The following is a 15,567-nucleotide window of genomic DNA, read 5'->3' as shown; positions in this document are numbered from 1 at the left end:
TAATCAGAAAAAACCACGGAGATGGATAATGGATAAGATTACCGAAACAGCAGAAAGAATCTCCAGAACAATTGAAGAACGGGGGGGAGGAACGCGGGATACGGAAAAGATTGAGGCAAAACTTCGTCTCCTCATCAATGAATTTTTCCTCACGGCAGAGGATGCCGAACGTCAGGTGATAAATGAGGTGATGCGCGAACAGCAGATCCCCGTGCAGCGTGACGCAGAAGATAAAAAGCAGATCACAGAGCTTCAGGCAAATGACTGGGCCACCATTGAAGGAAAAGTGGTCATGATTGCCGCCGGGGGGGGAAACCCTGCAATCGCGCAGCGGGGGGGAATCATTGCAGATGAAACCGGTGCAGTGGAATTTGTCATCTGGGATAAAGCGCAGCTCACGCCTCTCGAAGAGAATGCATGGTACAGGATTGAATCCTGTGTTGCGGATGAATACAGGGAAAAACTCAACATCAAACTGCACTCCGGCACAACGGTTGTCCCGGTTCCGGGGGGGATGAGCAGGATTGTCAGCCAGGACTGGCACCAGATTGCAGAAAAAATGGCAGGGACATCCAAAGATACACCCGAACTGAAAACCATCGCATCACTGAAACCCGATGAATGGGCGACCATTGAAGGAAAGGTGACAAAGGTGTCAGAGGGAGGGAGTCCCGCAATCGCACAGCGGGGATCATTGCAGATGCAACGGATGCCATCGAATTTGTCATCTGGAGTAAAGCAGAGCTTTCCCCCCCTCTCGAAGAAGGAAACTGGTACCGAATAGAGTCTGCGGTTGCGGACATATATCAGGAAAAACTAAATCTGAAATTCCATTCGGGTACGAAAATAACTCCAATATCTGATACCGGAAAAGCAGTTTCACCAGCCGGAGACGAGATGGCCACGACACTGAAAACCGTTTCAGGCAATCCGGATGAAGTCAGCGAGATTGCATCCGCAAAGCCGGATGACTGGGTGACGGTAGAAGGAAAAATCGTCGCCCTCCAACCCTCACCCAGCCCTGCAATTGCACAGAAAGGCATCATTGCAGACGGAAGCGGTGCAATGGAATTTGTTATCTGGGAAAAATCAGGGGGGGCGGAACCACTTGAAGAGCACAAATGGTACCGGATTGAAAAAGCGACCATAGATGAATTCCGTGGTGCACCAAACATGAAAATTCACTCCGGCACGGTGATTTCCTCCATTACTGAAGACCGCTCATTAATGCCGGTTATCATCCCTATTGCAGACCTCGCCCCCCCGGGTGTTGCCTGTGTCCGGGTGAAGATGCTTGACAACTGGGAAGTGCGTTCTGATCGGATGTTCCAGACCGGCCTTGTCGGTGACGAAACCGGCCGGATGAAATTTGTCATCTGGAAGAACCGTGACGGGAATGCAGATGAGACCGCACTGAAAGAAGATAAGGTCTATAGCATCTATTATGCAGGTGTTGATGAGTACAACGAACGATATTCCCTCAATCTCTCCGGGGCGACAATCTTTGAGGAGGAAGGGGGCGGATATTGAAATCGGAAGTGACGCACGCAATGAAACCATCACAGGTGCAATTGTCCAGATGAGCGCAGGATCCGGTCTCATAAAACGCTGCAGAGTTGCGGGATGCAATCGGGCCCTTTCGCGTCAGAACTTCTGTCCGGTGCATGAAATGCAGCAGGAATTTCGGTACGATCTCAGGATTACCGGTGTCGTCGATGATGGCATCACGGCAAAGAATGTCATCATACAGCGGGAGGCTGTCGAGAAAGCAACCGGCCTTACCCTTGAAAAGGCAATTGAAATTGCAGAGATCTCCCCCCCGCTCGGGCCGGATGATGTCTTCATGCAATTCCATGAACGTCTGATGGGAAGATACATCTCCTGCACGGGGCCGGATATTGACGGCACCATCCTTGTCAGCGATGCTGACTCGCTGAACCTTATTACCTATGACCAGGGAGAACATGCGATGCTGATAAACCGGGCCGAAGGCCCAAAAGGAGGTGATCTCTCATGAGCACACCAAAAGAGAGCCAGCGCCGTTACCTGCGTGAACCCGCCCGGAGAGCATTCGCAGCAGAAGTGAGGGAAGTCCGTCTCACCTTCAAAGACGGGGGGGAAGATGAGAAGAGCCCGGTGTATGTCATGCTCCCCCCCAGCGGAATACGCTGTAACCGCCTCTTCTTCTGTGGTCAGGTGACACGAAAGGAACTGAAAGGAGAGGACAATACCTTTTATTCTGTGCGGGTGCAGGATCCGACCGGGATATTCTTTGTCAGTGCCGGTATATACCAGCCGGAGGCAAAACAGCAGATCTCGAGGATTGAGGAGAGTGCATGGGTAGCAGTCGTTGGAAAAGCACAGGTACGCAACACCCCCCCGATGGCGCAACCTTCGTATCAATCCGGGCAGAATCTGTCGCTGAGATTGATGAGGACACCTACCGGAAATGGGTGGACGAAACAGCGGGCCAGACGCTTGATCGCGCTGATGCCTTCGACCAGACGGAAGACAGCAAAAAGGCACACGAATTTTATGCAAACGACCCGGAAACCTACCGCCAGATGGCACTCCATGCACTCCAGCGGATAACATTCTAATACCTTTTTTTCCGCCCGTACAACATACGAAACAATAGACGAAAGAAACGGGCACCGAAAAGCAATATTTGTGTGGACCCGGATTACATCGCGCAGGGATCCAGGGTATTTTTTTAAAATATTCCTATTCATTTCCCCCCCGGTGAAACGGGTCCCTTCCATTCCCCCCCTTTCAGTTCGGGATAATCACGAAGAATTTTGCTCACGGTGCTCCGGGAAATGTTGAAGATACGGCACACTTCCCCAATGGTCTTTCCTGACCGCCGTGCCGCAAGAAGATCAGAGATCCCCTTTTCATCCAGGGCCTTTGGACGACCCCGCCTACGGCTGGAGACCGTATTACTTTTTTTTCCTGGTATTCCCTTTGAATGTCGGGCTAAAAACTGATCCAGATAACGGGAAAAGGCAATGACCGCTTCCCGCCGTTCATCGGAGTCATACCCACCGGAAATAAAATCCCCCCTTGCCCAGTAGGGGGGGAGATACCCGTTTTTCAGGATCATAGAAAGGTCACTGATGAATGCATCAGGCATTTTTAATGTGACATCCATATCATGGAATATAATATTGGAAATCCCTTTTTCTTCACAATAATCCAGCAGTTCCATAAATATCAACCGATTTGAGACCGGAATAGCAGGAGACTGATGATCATGAAAAACCCGGTAGATATCAAACCGGTATTTACAGAAATGTTCAATATCTCCCTTTTGTTTCTCAAAATCAGCGGATTTGCGACTGTTAAGATATACCACCGACGGTTGTTTCATTGCATCACATCAAAGACCGGATATGACATATTTTTCGACAACACCATATATTAATTTTTTTGCATTTAATTGACATTATTTTCCTACAATGATGCGCCCGCACCACCGCCGGATAGGTTTGCTGTATTTTCCCGTAAATGAACCAACGCACGACGTTACAACCACCATTGCAGCGACAATCGGGACAACAGCAGGAGATCCATATAGCAGTGCCAGAAGAATTGAGAATTCCCCACGGGACGCAGTATCCGTCCAGATATCGACGCCGGAGAGCACTCTGCCATGAATGGCCTTACCTATGACCAGAGCCGAGACGAGTTTGGTAATAATGGCAAGGACGATCACCGACGCAAGTATGAGAAGAGGGGGGGCAGACCGGAAAAACTGACTGATATTCCGAAAAATACAAAGAATACGACCAGAAACACCTCCCGGAACGGGCGGGCAACCACTTCGGCACGATCCGCTGCTGCAAGAGATACTGCTGAACCAAGAATGATGACAAACAGGCTGTCAGGAACGCCGGTTACTTCTGAAACCGCGACTGCCATGACAACAGCCAGAAATACCGCAAGTATTGGGAGTTCATCTTCCCGTGCAAAGAACTGTTTGAGCTGTCCCTGGAATTTCCACACACAGGCAAAGGCCGCTATCGCCACAAAAAGGATCATTCCAATGATACGGAATGGTGAGACCTCCTGTGCCGTAAACAGGATCAGCAGTGCCACAAGCATAATATCCTCAAAGACCATCAGCCAGATCACCGTATCAGATTCACGAAATCCAAGTTTTCGGTTGTCAATCAGTGATGAGAGTGCGATAGCTGAACTTGAAATATAAAATGCTCCGGCGATCACCAGGGCATCATACAGGGGCAATCCGATAATGAATGCCACCGCAAATCCGGCGGTGAAGTTGACGCAGAGATCAATGATTCCTGCAATGAGAAACGAGCCACGCCGTTTTGCCACTTCACCCGGATGGAGATGAAGACCCATCGTAAAGAGGAGAAACAGCAGGCCCATATGGGCAATCCATTCGGAGACATCGGATGTCTCGACAATGCCAAGGCCCGCAGTCCCCAAAAGCAGGCCGGTGATGATATAGAACGGAATAGGCGGAATAGCATACCGCCGGCAGATGAGTGCCACTCCCACGCATGCTGCCAACGCGATGGCGATTCCTTCCATTTACTCCATAAACTCCTGTTCAAATGTCTTGATCTGATCGGATTCACCAATGACAACCACGGCATCACCCGTTACAAACCGAAAATCAGGGCGTGGATTAACGGTATTTTTACCCCCCCACGGGAAACCGCAAGAACAGTTACTCCGGTACGGGATCGGATATCGAGATCGGTGATCGATTTCCCGGAGAGTTGTTCATGGATGATATAGGTGTGCACCACAATCCTGAGGTCTGCAAGAGCAGAGAATGCAATCTCCACCCCCCCTTCCTCTTCTGCCTCCATAATGGCTCCGGTGAGCACATTCCCCAGCCTTCGTGTCTCCATCGGATTCAGGTCTGCTGCATAACAGTCCGGACATTGTGACGGCTGGGTGTACAACTGGACTCTGCCATTTGGCATAAAGATGACAGAGATGAGATCTCCGCTCTCGGTCTCCAGTTCATATTTCGTCCCGATGCCGGGAAGCACCTGGTGAAAGAACCCCATACCTCAGAATATGGGACGAGAGCATTAATGTATACCGGTAAAGAAGTATTCAATGAAAGAAGCCGGGCCATTTCGTGCAGAGTGCACCGGAGGAAACAATCAATGAAACCACCAGCCGGAAAAAGACTGAAGACAGCAGATATCGCAGAGATGACAGGCATCCCGGAAGAAGGCATACGTGATATTGCCCGACGCCACCCGAACCGGATCCCTTCAAAGAAGATGGGCCGGATCCCTGTCTACGACGAAAAGGCGGCAGGCATATTTTCTGCAATCGCAGAAGAAGAAAGCGGAGAAGAACGGCCTCCTTCCCCCGGGTACTAAAAAGAATACGAGCCCGGCAGTGAAGGAGACGGGGGGGAAGGCTGGTGCGTCATCCCGCCTCAGCAGCATCTCAAACACACGCGAAGAGAAAGAGAAGACAGTGAGGGCCGCAACCGGGGGGGAGACCGGTTCCGGAGGGCGTGTGCCGACTCAGCTCATCAATACCGTAGCAATGCAGGGTCAGCAGTTCTCCCGGTTTGCAGACAGGATCACTACACTGGAAGATACAGTGGTTGCTGATAGGGAATCATGCAAAGAACGAATTGAACTGTTGGAACGTCAGGTCGCTGCACTTCAGGAACAGATGGAAGCGGTGGACTCCTGGATAGAGCATGTTGACCGCAGGCTGGATGCAGGAGATGCACGAACAACAGAACTTGCCAGAGAGACTCACACCTGGACAGAATATGTCCGGCATGAACTTGCATATCTCAGACTGTCCTGGTGGCAACGAAGACAGCAAAAATAATTCTTTTTTCTGAAATACGTCCGTATCCGACTCAGTAAATGTTACCTTTACATTGCCGGTGATACTGATCACTCTGGCTAAAAAATAAAAAAAAGATTATCTCTTCTTCATTGCCGCATATCCGGCAACACCGAAGACTGCACAGATGAGGGCAAGGGTGGTAAAGATACTGCCTGATGCAGGAGTCTCTTTTGCATCTGTGGGATTTTCTGTTGTGGCTGTGGGTGCAGGAGTTTCCACAACGATCTCTTTTGCACCGAGTGCAAAGAGAGCATAGCCATCATAGAGCGCGGATGATTCTGCTGTGAATGCGTTATCATCTGCGGTTGTCGGCAGAATGGTTGCCGTGCCGTCAGTCCGGTACCCGGCAATGACAACATTGTCCGCACCGCCGCTGCTCTCTACCCAGAGCAGGTGCGGTCAGGGTAACGGTTGCACTGCTGGCGGATACATCGGAGACGGTGAGCGGCATGATGAATGCCACATCACCGGCGATCTTTTCGCCAGAGAGTGCCGCCTGCTTCAGTCCGTCTTCAACCGTTGCCGGGACAGTGCCGGTAAGGGAGACGGCGAGATCAGATGCAGACGCAGGAATTCCCGGGAAGTCAATCGTGACTGCACCCTGCACGTCACCAATGCCACCGAGAGTGGCGGTTACGGGGCTTCCTTTATAAAAGACACGGGTGACTTCAGCAGTGACAAGGTTTCCGTCCTCAGTGACACCGGCAGTCTGTATATGCAGATTGCCACCGTGCATGCGGACCTGAATCTCGGTTCCGGTGACGACAATCGTTGCGTCATCGGCCTCTGCCACACGACGGTCAATTGTAACACTCTTGGTTCCGTCAGCGTCGGTGAAGATCACCGCAGAGGAGACAATGATGTTTGTGTTGGGTTGGACCGGATCTATGACAGCAGGGGTCGGAGTCGCTGACGGTTTCCAGTCAGGAGCGTCGTTGTCACCGTCAACAGGTGCTGACGAGGAGACTGCTGCCATACCGAAGAGAGAAAGTCCGTTGGGCGAGAAGGCCTCAAAGATCATCAGGCCCTCTGCATCATAGCCAACGAAGGTGGTCTCAAGCATCTCAGTGACGCCTTCCTCACCGTGGCGGATGATCTGAATTGCATCCATACCACCATGTGCAGAAACCATGCCGGGGGGGTTACTGCCATCCGGATGGTTGCATTGCTGATGTCCTCACCGTTTGCGATGCCGGATTTCTGGATATTAAGTGTGTAGGCCACATCCCGAACCCCCCCGACACCCTCTCCTGCTGCAGCAAGCTGGAAGTAGGAAAGCATCTCGGAGGAAGGGGCCTTTGTAATCATTGATTCAATTGTTGCATTTTCTCCCGGCATACCGGTCATATTGACCATAAATCCTGCAGTGACATTCCCAACGTCAGGAACCTGTCCTCTGACAGGGTCACCGGTCGCAATGACACCGGTAACACTACCGGTTGCCGCGGTTGCATTCTCTGTTACACCACTTGTTTTAATGAGCATGCTCCCCCAGCCATTTCCGGCAGGGAAGATGGCGATGTTTGATCCGTCCACATCTACATTGCCGCCGGTAAGGTTGACACAGATTATATCTCCGTCAGCCTTCACACAGGCGGGAACACCATCACATTTCTCTTCACCTACCGGCAGACTGCCGATGGGGAAGGTCAGGTCAAGTGCGACAGTCTGTGCACCCGTGAATACCGGGTGCTGGACTGCCTCAACACCGTTCACGATGAAGGTGATTGGTTCGCCACAGAGAGACCAAGTACCATTGATGACAAAGGGTGCATCAGCAGTTGCATACACATTGGTAGCGGCTGTCACACCCTCGCCCACAGCAACATCACCGATGAATGCCTGGACCGGGACGCCTGCCGCGATGTCTCCCCCCCACTCAGCGGTGACTGCGCCGGAATACTGATCTGGTGGAAGGACAAGGATGACCTTTACCACGTTCTTCACAGCTTTCACACCATCATAATGGGTAGAGACATTCGGACCAACCAGGCACAGTGGCCAGCCGGTTCCATCCTCTGGCCGCATCAGCTGGCCGTTGAGGGTGTTTGCAATGATGTAGTTGTTGTTTCTGATCGTGTTACGGCTGTCAATCACCGTCTCAAAGCCGTCTTCAGCGATGATATGGATATCATAGCCGATTTCGGCGAGCGTCTGGTTGTAGGATTTACCACGTGGGGGGGTTGGCATCGTCCACAAATCCGCAGATCAGCCAGAGTGGCATACCTGCCATTCATTACCGGACGTGTCCGTGTAGATGGCCTTGTGGTTGCCGGACATGGTACATCCCATCGCACCCTCGAAGAATCCTTTCGAGATTTCTGCAGGGATAGCACCGAGCGTGGTCAGATTCCAGGTCGGATCTGCATAGGTCGTGAGTTCAATCCGTGTCAGCATCTTGGCAGAAAGACCCGCACAGGATGGAAGACCGGAGTTGTAGTGCCAGTACTGGAACGGAATACCTTCAAACATATCCTTCTGGCCGAAGATGTGATCATCGGTTGCAAAGAACAAGCGGAATCCATCACCATAATCGGGCATCGGACCGCTTCGCCCTGAGTACCATGCAAGGACCGGTTCTCCAATGCAGTCAGCGGGTTCGTAGATGACATCATACGAGAGTTTGCTCGTCCAGCCATCTGTTGCAATAAATTTGATCTCTGTTCCGGGGGTCCATTCCACCTGCGAGGTCACAGAGTTCACGGATGGAGGTGCCCTTTATCGCTTCGGAAATCTTGAATCCACCGGGATAGGTTTCTGCCATATCCCACGGGTCATTCGGCGGGAAACAGAGACCTTCAAACTTATATTCGGTTTCACCATCGCCATAGACAGGCAGATTATCTGCCATCCAGTCCCAGGTAAATGTCACATTGGAGATTTCAGTGACACCGTCATTGGCGTACTTCACGATGGTCAGTGGCAGTGAGCCTTCCGGTTTACAGAAGTCGGTCAGTTCAATCTTCACGAGGTTGCCGACACCGTAACTTGCCTCCGGCAGGGCAGGCCCGACCAGACGCAGCGGGAAACTCTCGTTAAGAGGAGTTCCATTCAGGGTGTTTGCGACAATGAGGCCATTGTTGCGGGCAACGAGCGCGCTCGGAAGACTCTTGGAATAGCCGTCTTCTGCGGTGACGATCACCGTGTAGCCGGCAAGTGCAACGGCATCGTTGAAGCCGTCAGCGCCATGCGGCATGCGGTCATCGACCATCCGGCGAGGACCCAGAGCGGAATACCACTCCACAGTTCACCGGTCTCTTCATTTTTCCAGGTCTGCTGGTGGTGGCATTCAAGTGCATATTCAAAGAATTCCTCGGTAATGACACTGGTGATAACTCCCTTTGTCAGGAGGTTGTAGGAACCCTCGGCAGGTTCGGACGGAATCAGTTCAACCAGATCAATGGTGGTGATATTTCCAATCGCTGATCCGGTGAATTTCCCTTCGGTTTCATCCCAGACTGCCGATCCTACCAGCCGCAGGGGGGGATAGGGTGCCTCGTCACCTTCGCGGGAGAGGGGGGGTTCTCCGTTGCAGATACTTGCGATGATGTAGTCATCCGAGCGTGCCATGTCCGCACTGGCAACGTCACAGGAGAATTCGTCACCGGCGATGATACGGACGGTGTATCCGTTTGTTGCCGCAGCGTCATCGAAGGTCCAGTGGGGGGGCTTTGACTCATAGTTGTCAGAGACTGAGGCCATGACCCAGAGTGGGACACCTTCCCAGACATCACCGTTTCCGTCTGTCCAGGTGACGTTGTGCATGCAGAAGTCATTGAACTCTGCTTCTGTTACCTTATCGGAGATCAGGCCGTTGACGGCAAGTTCCCAGCCTGCGGAAGGTTCAGGGACACCGATAAGTTCGATAGTGGCAATGTTGCCAACAAGTTTGCCTGCAGAGACCTCGGAACCGGACATCCGGAGTGGCCAGCAGGTTTATCCTCATCACCAATAGTCGCGGGGATTTCAGCGCCGTTGAGGGTATTTGCCGCGAAGATATTCGCATTATCTGCAATGTCAGCGGATTCAAAGTTAATGGAATAGCCGTCTCCAGAGGTTACTTCAACAGAGTATCCCTCTGCTGCAAGAGCACGGTTGAAGGCGCCAGCACCATGGGTGTTGTCGTCATCGACGAGTCCCACAAGGAAGTAGAGGGGCATGCCGGCCCATGTGCCATCCGCATCCGTATAAGAGGCAGCGTGGCCACAGCCGACGCCTGACTCAAAGTATGCCTTGTCGACAGTGAACACACGGTTCCCATTCTTTACCGTAATTTCCCAGTCTTCACCAGGGGCAGGGCCAGTGCCGGTCTCCACCGTAATGGTGAGAATAGCAACCGCATTGTCGGTCGTCTGGTCGTCCTTGGGGGGGCCGAAGTAATACGTGATCACATCGCCATCGGAAAGGCCGTCAAAGTTCGAGATGCCGGTTTCCTCTGAGAAGTAGTTCTGATAGACACCGTTCACCTGATAGTTCCAGCCAACTCCGTCAGTCTTGCTAAAGTTGTACCAGGTATCATCTGCGAGGAGATTATTCAGAAGAGCTGTGTTTTTATCATCCTTCCAACCGGCGACATAGGTGAATCCACCGTCTGTTGCAGCGGCTTCAAGCGCACCGTGGGGGGGCGTCTGCCAGTCAATATCGTAGACATCCCCATTGGAATCCGTCCACGAGAAGGTTTCGTCAGAAAGGCTCACACTGCCGTCATATACTGTCGTGACAGCACTGCCAAAGGCGACGTCAATCGTGATGATGGCAACCGCATTGTCGGTTGTCTGGTCGTCCTTTGGCCCAAAGTAATACGTGATCACATCGCCATCGGAAAGGCCGTCGAAGTTCGAGATGCCGGTTTCGGTTGAGAAGTAGTTCTGATAGACACCGTTCACCTGATAGTTCCAGCCGACACCATCGGTCTTGCTGAAGTTGTACCAGGTATCGTCTGCGAAGAGATTATTCAGCAGAGCCGTGTTTTTATCATCCTTCCACCCGGCGACATAGGTGAATCCACCGTCTGTTGCAGCGGCTTCAAGCGCACCGTGCGGAGTCTGCCAGTCGATATCGTAGACATCCCCATTGGAATCCGTCCACGAGAAGGTCTCGTCAGAAATGGTGACACCGCCATCGTAAACGGTGACAGGTGCCACAGGTACCGGTTCATCCGTGAGGATCTCAATCTGGCTGATGATCTGCACACCCAGACCTGTTGTTGCAGGATATACACCAGAGAAATAATGCCAGTAATCTTCCGGCATTGTCTCATGCATATCCCACGTACCATAGACATGTTTTCCCTCCGGATTGGTGGAGGTGTCAGCAAAGAAAACATTGCGCATACCATCTTCATATGAACCATCATTCACCGAGTAACCGTTTATCTCCCAGGTTAGCACAATCGGGCCCTGGCGTGCAGGAGGAGAATAAACATTCTCATACGGGAAACGCTTATTGAATCCATCGGAAGCACGGAGTAAAATTTCATCTCCGGTCTCGGCACCGCCAACAAGGTTACAGAGGTCTTTAATGTCAGTACCCCCCCTGACCGCACCCATATCCTTGCCTTCCCAGTTGACTGTCTCTGTTTCGTCCCAGAGAGGATTGGGTTCAAAAGATGGGCCTGTGCGTAGTAGTGCGTTGTTCCGTCTCCCATCACGGGGGGGAGATTCTCTTCCATCCATGTGGCACTGACAGTCCTCTCATCGAGGACTGTTGTGCCGTCGTCTGCAATCTTTTGCACTGTCACTTCTGTTGTGGAAGCAGCACATGCCGGAACAGCACATACCACTGCCACCAGCAGCAGGGCAAAAAGAGGGGGGCAGATCCCTTTTGTTAATCATATCAACTAAACTCATATTTACCATTACTCCTGAAATATACCACTTTTATCAGGTGCAATAGTCTCGGCACCATTCGAATAAATAGATTTTCAAAACGCAATGGATTAACAAAACTACATTAACTAATTCCCGTTCAGGATTTTTTCCAACAAATCCGTTTTACGTATACACCGTTCCTGCAGGACAGGGGAAGCCATAGCAACTCCGGTGATCACCGGGTTTGAATGCCACCGATTTGCACGGTTTCAAAAATCCCTACCAAAACATATCGATGGAAGATTTCCGGTTGGCCCACACGACCCGGACGGTAGAACATCAGATCCAAGGGAGAGTGACACAGTGTGAGGAGCGGTCCCGGATGAGTAGGAAGGAATGTTCCTAGTGACATACAGATATATTTTTTCCTATTTTCAGAATAAATGTCTTAAAATAACTGATTAGAAATTTATAGAAACATAGCGCACGTTATTACTACATGAAGAACTCTGAAATCCTGATGAACCCGAACAGTCTTGTCCGGTTCCTCAAGAAATCTCCATCTGAATTTACCAAAGAAGATATCATTCATTTTTGTGAAGAAAATGAAATCGAGATGATCAACCTCCGCTACGTTGCAGAGGACGGCAAATTAAAGACACTGAACTTTATTATCTCCTCAAAAGATCACCTGAATACCATTCTCGCAGATGGCGAACGGGTAGACGGCAGCAATATGTTCTCCTTTATTGATGCAGGAAGCAGCGACCTGTATGTAATCCCCCCCCGCTACCGCACCGCGTTTGTGAACCCCTTTGTTGAGACCCCGACCCTTGAAATTCTCTGCTCCTTCTATGACAACGAGGGCAAACCCCCCCTGGAGAGTGCACCCGGATATGTCCTCAGCAAGGCAGATGAGGAGTTCACCCGGCAGACCGGTGCGACCTTCAAGACCTTGGGAGAACTCGAATACTACGTGATCAGTCAGAAAGAAGATCTCTACCCCCCCGGTCTTGACCAGAGGGGCTACCACGCTTCAGAACCGTTCGCAAAGTTTGAGGATCTGCGGGTTGAGGCAATGAGACTGATCGCCCAGGCAGGCGGAAAAATAAAATACGCTCATTCAGAAGTCGGCTGCTTCACCAACGGCGACAAGTACTACGAGCAGCATGAGATTGAGTTCCTCCCCACACCGGTCGAGGAAGCCGCAGAACAGCTGATCATCGCCAAGTGGATCGTACGGATGCTCGGATTCCGGTATGGTGTCGACATCAGCTTTGCACCGAAGATCACCGTCGGCAAGGCAGGAAGTGGTCTGCACTTCCACATGCTCGCGGAAAAGGACGGCAAAAACCTGATGGTTGAAAATGGCGTCCTCTCCCCCCCGATGGCACGCAAGATGATCGCAGGTATCCTTGATGCCGGCGATGCAGTCACTGCGTTCGGGAACAGTATTCCTACCTCATACCTCCGCCTCGTACCCCCCCACCAGGAAGCACCGACCAATATCTGCTGGGGCGACCGGAACCGCTCTGTCGTCGTCCGTGTGCCACTCGGCTGGATTGGCGACCAGAACATGACCCGTGACGCAAACCCTGACGATGGCAGCGTTGATGAAGTGAGACCTTCAAAGCAGACATTCGAATACCGCGTTGCCGATGGTTCCGCAGACATCTACCTGACGGTTGCCAGTCTGATTGTGTCAGCCCTCCACGGAATTAACATGCCCAATGCGCTTGAGTCCGCAGAGTCACTGTATGTTGACGCCAGCATCTTCAAGCCCGAGAATAAAGAAAAACTGGATCAGCTCAGACAGCTGCCTGCCTCATGCTGGGAATCTGCTGAAGTGCTTGCCCAGAAGCGTGCGATCTTTGAGGAGAACGAGATCTTCCCCGCAGGTATGATCGACAGCAGGATTGCAACGCTGAAGGCATTCGATGATAAAGGAATGAGCGAAAAACTCTACGGCAAGAACGACGAGATCGGTGAACTTGTAGAGTCCTACATTCACGTTGCGTAATACGAAAATACCTTCACCCTTTTTTTGAACCCACATGGAATTCCACAAAATTCATATCGGGGACAAACCAGGTCAATCCCAAAATCATACGCCAATCCCCCCCGCACCATTATGGTAATGATCGTAAAATCCCTTTTCCTGCACGGTGCACGTTCTCTGAAAAAAGGGGGGGAATGTGTGTTGCCTACTCCTCTTCTTCGACATCAATGGTGAAGTGGAATCCTGAAAACGCCCCGATATCCACTGTCGCCTCATCCGAGACAATCGCAGGACTCTGCCGAACCAGCCGGAATACAACGGCACCCTCAGGGAAGGCGGGGGGGTTCATTCTGACATCGACATCCTTCTGGATCACAAGACGGGTCGGGTCGAGGTTATTCGCGTAGTAGGTCTTGAAGGCCTCTCGATCCCCCCCCTCCGGGATGTCCACCCAGTCGGCGATCTCTGCGACCGTCGTGTCACAGGGAACCCAGCCGTAGCCTTCGATATAATACTCCGCCCAGAAATGCGTCCCCGGTGTCTCCGCAAGGATCATCTGGTAACCGCCCGGCGCCCGTGCGGGAATGCCAAGTGACCGGCAGAGCGCCGAAAAGAACATGCTCTGCGTTCCGCAGTCGCCGTGGCCGGTCGCGAGCATGTAGGACGACTCTGCAACCTTCGGTTCGATGGTGTCAAGTGATGCGTGCGGGGGGGCAAAACTGTAGGGTAGGTGTTGATGATGTAACGGTAGATGAGCTGTGCCTGGAGGTACGGGTTCGTCTCGTCGCCGACGATTGTCGCAGCGAGTTCACGGCACTCGTCTGTGACCTTGATGTTCCGGGACGAGGAGGTGTAGAGGAGATACTCCGGGTCTGTCGTGTCATATGCCCTGACCTTCACGGGGGGGTCGACCGTAAAGCGCTGCTCGTACGACGTAAAGGCGATATCAGCGTCATGAGGAGGTCGCCATCGATTGCCTCCGCCGGGATTTCGTAATAGACATATGCAATTCGCCCCTCGGTCACCGGCCCGGTGACGATATATTCCTTATACGAAAGGTTCGTGACCACAACGTCCCGCTGTGATTCGGTCTCCAGCGGAAGGGGATACCAGATGGCAAGCGTCCCCGTTTCCGGCAGGACGGACTCAGGCACCTCCAGCTTTTCGGTGCCGGTGTAGCGGATGGGGGGGTCGATGTACGGGAGGACGCCACCGTCACCGGCGGGGGGGATGCCCCCTCCGGGATCGCGTAGCGTGAGATATACCCGAAGTCCAGCATTGTTGCTGTTATCGGCCTGAGGTAGGCGACGTTTGCATAGAGGAAATTGGCAGCAACATCCCCGAAGTAGAGAACCTCCCCCCCGTCCGATTCGATCGTCTGGGCACGCCCGTCCAGCCATGCGTTCATGTCGGTCTCCGTGAGGTTGGGGACTGCGGCCTGCATCGCTGCCCCGGCGGCCGTCCGGTTGTGCGGGTACTCTATGATCGCCCGCGTTGCACGGAACATACCGTTTCGTGCGAGGAGGGCATTTGTGTCATCGCCCGAATTTGTGTAGAATTTATATGCCTCCTCATAAAGGGATGATGCTGTCCGGTAGTTGCTGTTTCCCATCGCCATCTCAGCCTGGGACAAGAGGTCGTCTGCCTCAGAAGTCGGTGTGGGGGGGTTGGTCTCCGCCTTCTCAATGGATGCCTCCTCCATGCACCCGGCACCCGCGATGACAAGCAGCATGACACAGACAACAGCGGGAACCAGTTGGGGGGGAATATCCAGGTTCATGATCGATACATTATATTCTCTGATTAATAGCACTTCGGTGTGAAATTATCATTTTTCATTCGGTTTCAAAAATGATTCAAATATGAGTGATTACAACCCTTTCGACCGTTGCAACC

At 52.1% G+C, this 15,567-nt stretch carries 21 protein-coding genes and 1 pseudogene; 9 read left to right on the top strand and 13 right to left on the bottom strand.

Translation table 11 applies throughout. The annotated features are described in order from the left end of the window. Positions 1–28 precede the first annotated feature (28 nt). The 4 genes and pseudogenes from JCM10550_RS13350 to JCM10550_RS13335 all read left to right on the top strand — a co-directional run bounded on the left by JCM10550_RS13350 (position 29) and on the right by JCM10550_RS13335 (position 2,600). Entirely contained in the window at positions 29–784 is a 756-nt protein-coding gene (locus JCM10550_RS13350) for a hypothetical protein (protein ID WP_062399839.1), read from the top strand. A 113-nt stretch (positions 785–897) separates the two neighbouring features. Further along, positions 898–1,530: a hypothetical protein gene (locus tag JCM10550_RS13345; protein ID WP_062399837.1), complete on the top strand. Its 633-nt coding sequence runs from the start codon at positions 898–900 to the stop codon at positions 1,528–1,530. Beyond that, complete coding sequence (locus JCM10550_RS13340) at positions 1,505–2,017, top strand: hypothetical protein (protein ID WP_062399835.1); 513 nt, start codon at positions 1,505–1,507, stop codon at positions 2,015–2,017. Before JCM10550_RS13345 ends, JCM10550_RS13340 begins: the two co-directional genes overlap by 26 nt. Beyond that, positions 2,014–2,600 (top strand): annotated as a pseudogene (locus JCM10550_RS13335) (nucleic acid-binding protein). Before JCM10550_RS13340 ends, JCM10550_RS13335 begins: the two are co-directional and overlap by 4 nt. Before the next feature lie 128 nt (positions 2,601–2,728). On the opposite strand, the gene JCM10550_RS13330 reads toward JCM10550_RS13335, so the two are convergent. From JCM10550_RS13330 to JCM10550_RS13315, 4 genes are all read right to left on the bottom strand, one after another. Further along, a complete protein-coding gene (locus tag JCM10550_RS13330; RefSeq protein WP_083475519.1) occupies positions 2,729–3,370 on the bottom strand; it encodes a helix-turn-helix domain-containing protein in 642 nt (213 codons plus the stop codon). Between the two features lie 75 nt (positions 3,371–3,445). After that, positions 3,446–3,715, bottom strand: coding sequence for a hypothetical protein (locus JCM10550_RS13325; protein ID WP_062399830.1), 270 nt, complete (start codon positions 3,713–3,715; stop codon positions 3,446–3,448). Continuing rightward, positions 3,712–4,560, bottom strand: coding sequence for a cation:proton antiporter (locus tag JCM10550_RS13320; protein ID WP_062399828.1), 849 nt, complete (start codon positions 4,558–4,560; stop codon positions 3,712–3,714). The genes JCM10550_RS13325 and JCM10550_RS13320 overlap by 4 nt, the downstream gene beginning before the upstream one ends. A gap of 71 nt (positions 4,561–4,631) precedes the next feature. Further along, positions 4,632–5,048, bottom strand: a complete 417-nt coding sequence (locus JCM10550_RS13315) for a cation:proton antiporter regulatory subunit (protein WP_245619216.1) — start codon at positions 5,046–5,048, stop codon at positions 4,632–4,634. Between the two features lie 102 nt (positions 5,049–5,150). On the opposite strand from JCM10550_RS13315, the gene JCM10550_RS13310 reads away from it, so the two are divergent. Beyond that, positions 5,151–5,372: a hypothetical protein gene (locus JCM10550_RS13310; protein ID WP_062399826.1), complete on the top strand. Its 222-nt coding sequence runs from the start codon at positions 5,151–5,153 to the stop codon at positions 5,370–5,372. 19 nt (positions 5,373–5,391) lie between these two features. Further along, positions 5,392–5,841: a hypothetical protein gene (locus JCM10550_RS13305; RefSeq protein ID WP_062399824.1), complete on the top strand. Its 450-nt coding sequence runs from the start codon at positions 5,392–5,394 to the stop codon at positions 5,839–5,841. A 96-nt stretch (positions 5,842–5,937) separates the two neighbouring features. Here JCM10550_RS13305 and JCM10550_RS19105 read toward each other — a convergent pair whose 3' ends face one another. The 7 genes from JCM10550_RS19105 to JCM10550_RS13275 all read right to left on the bottom strand — a co-directional run bounded on the left by JCM10550_RS19105 (position 5,938) and on the right by JCM10550_RS13275 (position 11,537). Beyond that, a complete protein-coding gene (locus JCM10550_RS19105) occupies positions 5,938–6,081 on the bottom strand; it encodes a hypothetical protein (RefSeq protein ID WP_157200283.1) in 144 nt (47 codons plus the stop codon). A gap of 112 nt (positions 6,082–6,193) precedes the next feature. After that, complete coding sequence (locus JCM10550_RS13300) at positions 6,194–6,973, bottom strand: hypothetical protein (RefSeq protein ID WP_157200282.1); 780 nt, start codon at positions 6,971–6,973, stop codon at positions 6,194–6,196. Then, positions 6,883–8,052 carry a hypothetical protein gene (locus JCM10550_RS13295; RefSeq protein ID WP_062399821.1) on the bottom strand — a complete coding sequence of 390 codons (1,170 nt, stop codon included), beginning with the start codon at positions 8,050–8,052 and terminating at the stop codon, positions 6,883–6,885. The genes JCM10550_RS13300 and JCM10550_RS13295 overlap by 91 nt, the downstream gene beginning before the upstream one ends. A gap of 18 nt (positions 8,053–8,070) precedes the next feature. After that, complete coding sequence (locus tag JCM10550_RS13290; protein WP_157200281.1) at positions 8,071–8,544, bottom strand: hypothetical protein; 474 nt, start codon at positions 8,542–8,544, stop codon at positions 8,071–8,073. Then, positions 8,474–9,058: a hypothetical protein gene (locus JCM10550_RS13285; protein WP_062399811.1), complete on the bottom strand. Its 585-nt coding sequence runs from the start codon at positions 9,056–9,058 to the stop codon at positions 8,474–8,476. The genes JCM10550_RS13290 and JCM10550_RS13285 overlap by 71 nt, the downstream gene beginning before the upstream one ends. Beyond that, positions 9,001–9,780 carry a hypothetical protein gene (locus JCM10550_RS13280; RefSeq protein ID WP_157200280.1) on the bottom strand — a complete coding sequence of 260 codons (780 nt, stop codon included), beginning with the start codon at positions 9,778–9,780 and terminating at the stop codon, positions 9,001–9,003. Before JCM10550_RS13280 ends, JCM10550_RS13285 begins: the two co-directional genes overlap by 58 nt. After that, positions 9,669–11,537 carry a hypothetical protein gene (locus tag JCM10550_RS13275; protein WP_062399807.1) on the bottom strand — a complete coding sequence of 623 codons (1,869 nt, stop codon included), beginning with the start codon at positions 11,535–11,537 and terminating at the stop codon, positions 9,669–9,671. Before JCM10550_RS13275 ends, JCM10550_RS13280 begins: the two co-directional genes overlap by 112 nt. Between JCM10550_RS13275 and JCM10550_RS19100 the strand changes: the two genes are divergently transcribed. Together JCM10550_RS19100 and JCM10550_RS13270 are read left to right on the top strand one after the other, a co-directional pair. Next, positions 11,538–11,705, top strand: a complete 168-nt coding sequence (locus JCM10550_RS19100) for a hypothetical protein (protein ID WP_157200279.1) — start codon at positions 11,538–11,540, stop codon at positions 11,703–11,705. A 466-nt stretch (positions 11,706–12,171) separates the two neighbouring features. Then, positions 12,172–13,692 (top strand): glutamine synthetase family protein, encoded by a 1,521-nt coding sequence (locus tag JCM10550_RS13270; protein WP_062399805.1) that lies wholly within the window; start codon positions 12,172–12,174, stop codon positions 13,690–13,692. A 184-nt stretch (positions 13,693–13,876) separates the two neighbouring features. Here the strand turns inward: JCM10550_RS13270 and JCM10550_RS23410 are convergent, their stop codons facing one another. Then, on the bottom strand, positions 13,877–14,359 hold the full coding sequence (locus tag JCM10550_RS23410; RefSeq protein ID WP_281175409.1) for a transglutaminase-like domain-containing protein: 483 nt from the start codon (positions 14,357–14,359) through the stop codon (positions 13,877–13,879). Positions 14,360–14,370: 11 nt separating this feature from the next. Here JCM10550_RS23410 and JCM10550_RS23405 point away from each other — a divergent pair, with 11 nt between their 5' ends. Further along, positions 14,371–14,667 (top strand): hypothetical protein, encoded by a 297-nt coding sequence (locus JCM10550_RS23405; RefSeq protein ID WP_245619214.1) that lies wholly within the window; start codon positions 14,371–14,373, stop codon positions 14,665–14,667. A gap of 25 nt (positions 14,668–14,692) precedes the next feature. Here JCM10550_RS23405 and JCM10550_RS23400 read toward each other — a convergent pair whose 3' ends face one another. Continuing rightward, entirely contained in the window at positions 14,693–15,451 is a 759-nt protein-coding gene (locus JCM10550_RS23400; protein ID WP_245619213.1) for a DUF4398 domain-containing protein, read from the bottom strand. Positions 15,452–15,567: the final 116 nt, after the last annotated feature.

This window comes from Methanogenium cariaci JCM 10550, from assembly GCF_001315945.1.
Taxonomy (GTDB): domain Archaea; phylum Halobacteriota; class Methanomicrobia; order Methanomicrobiales; family Methanomicrobiaceae; genus Methanogenium; species Methanogenium cariaci.
Note: the sequence above shows the minus strand (reverse complement) of the source record. Positions and strands in the feature narration are given on the sequence as shown.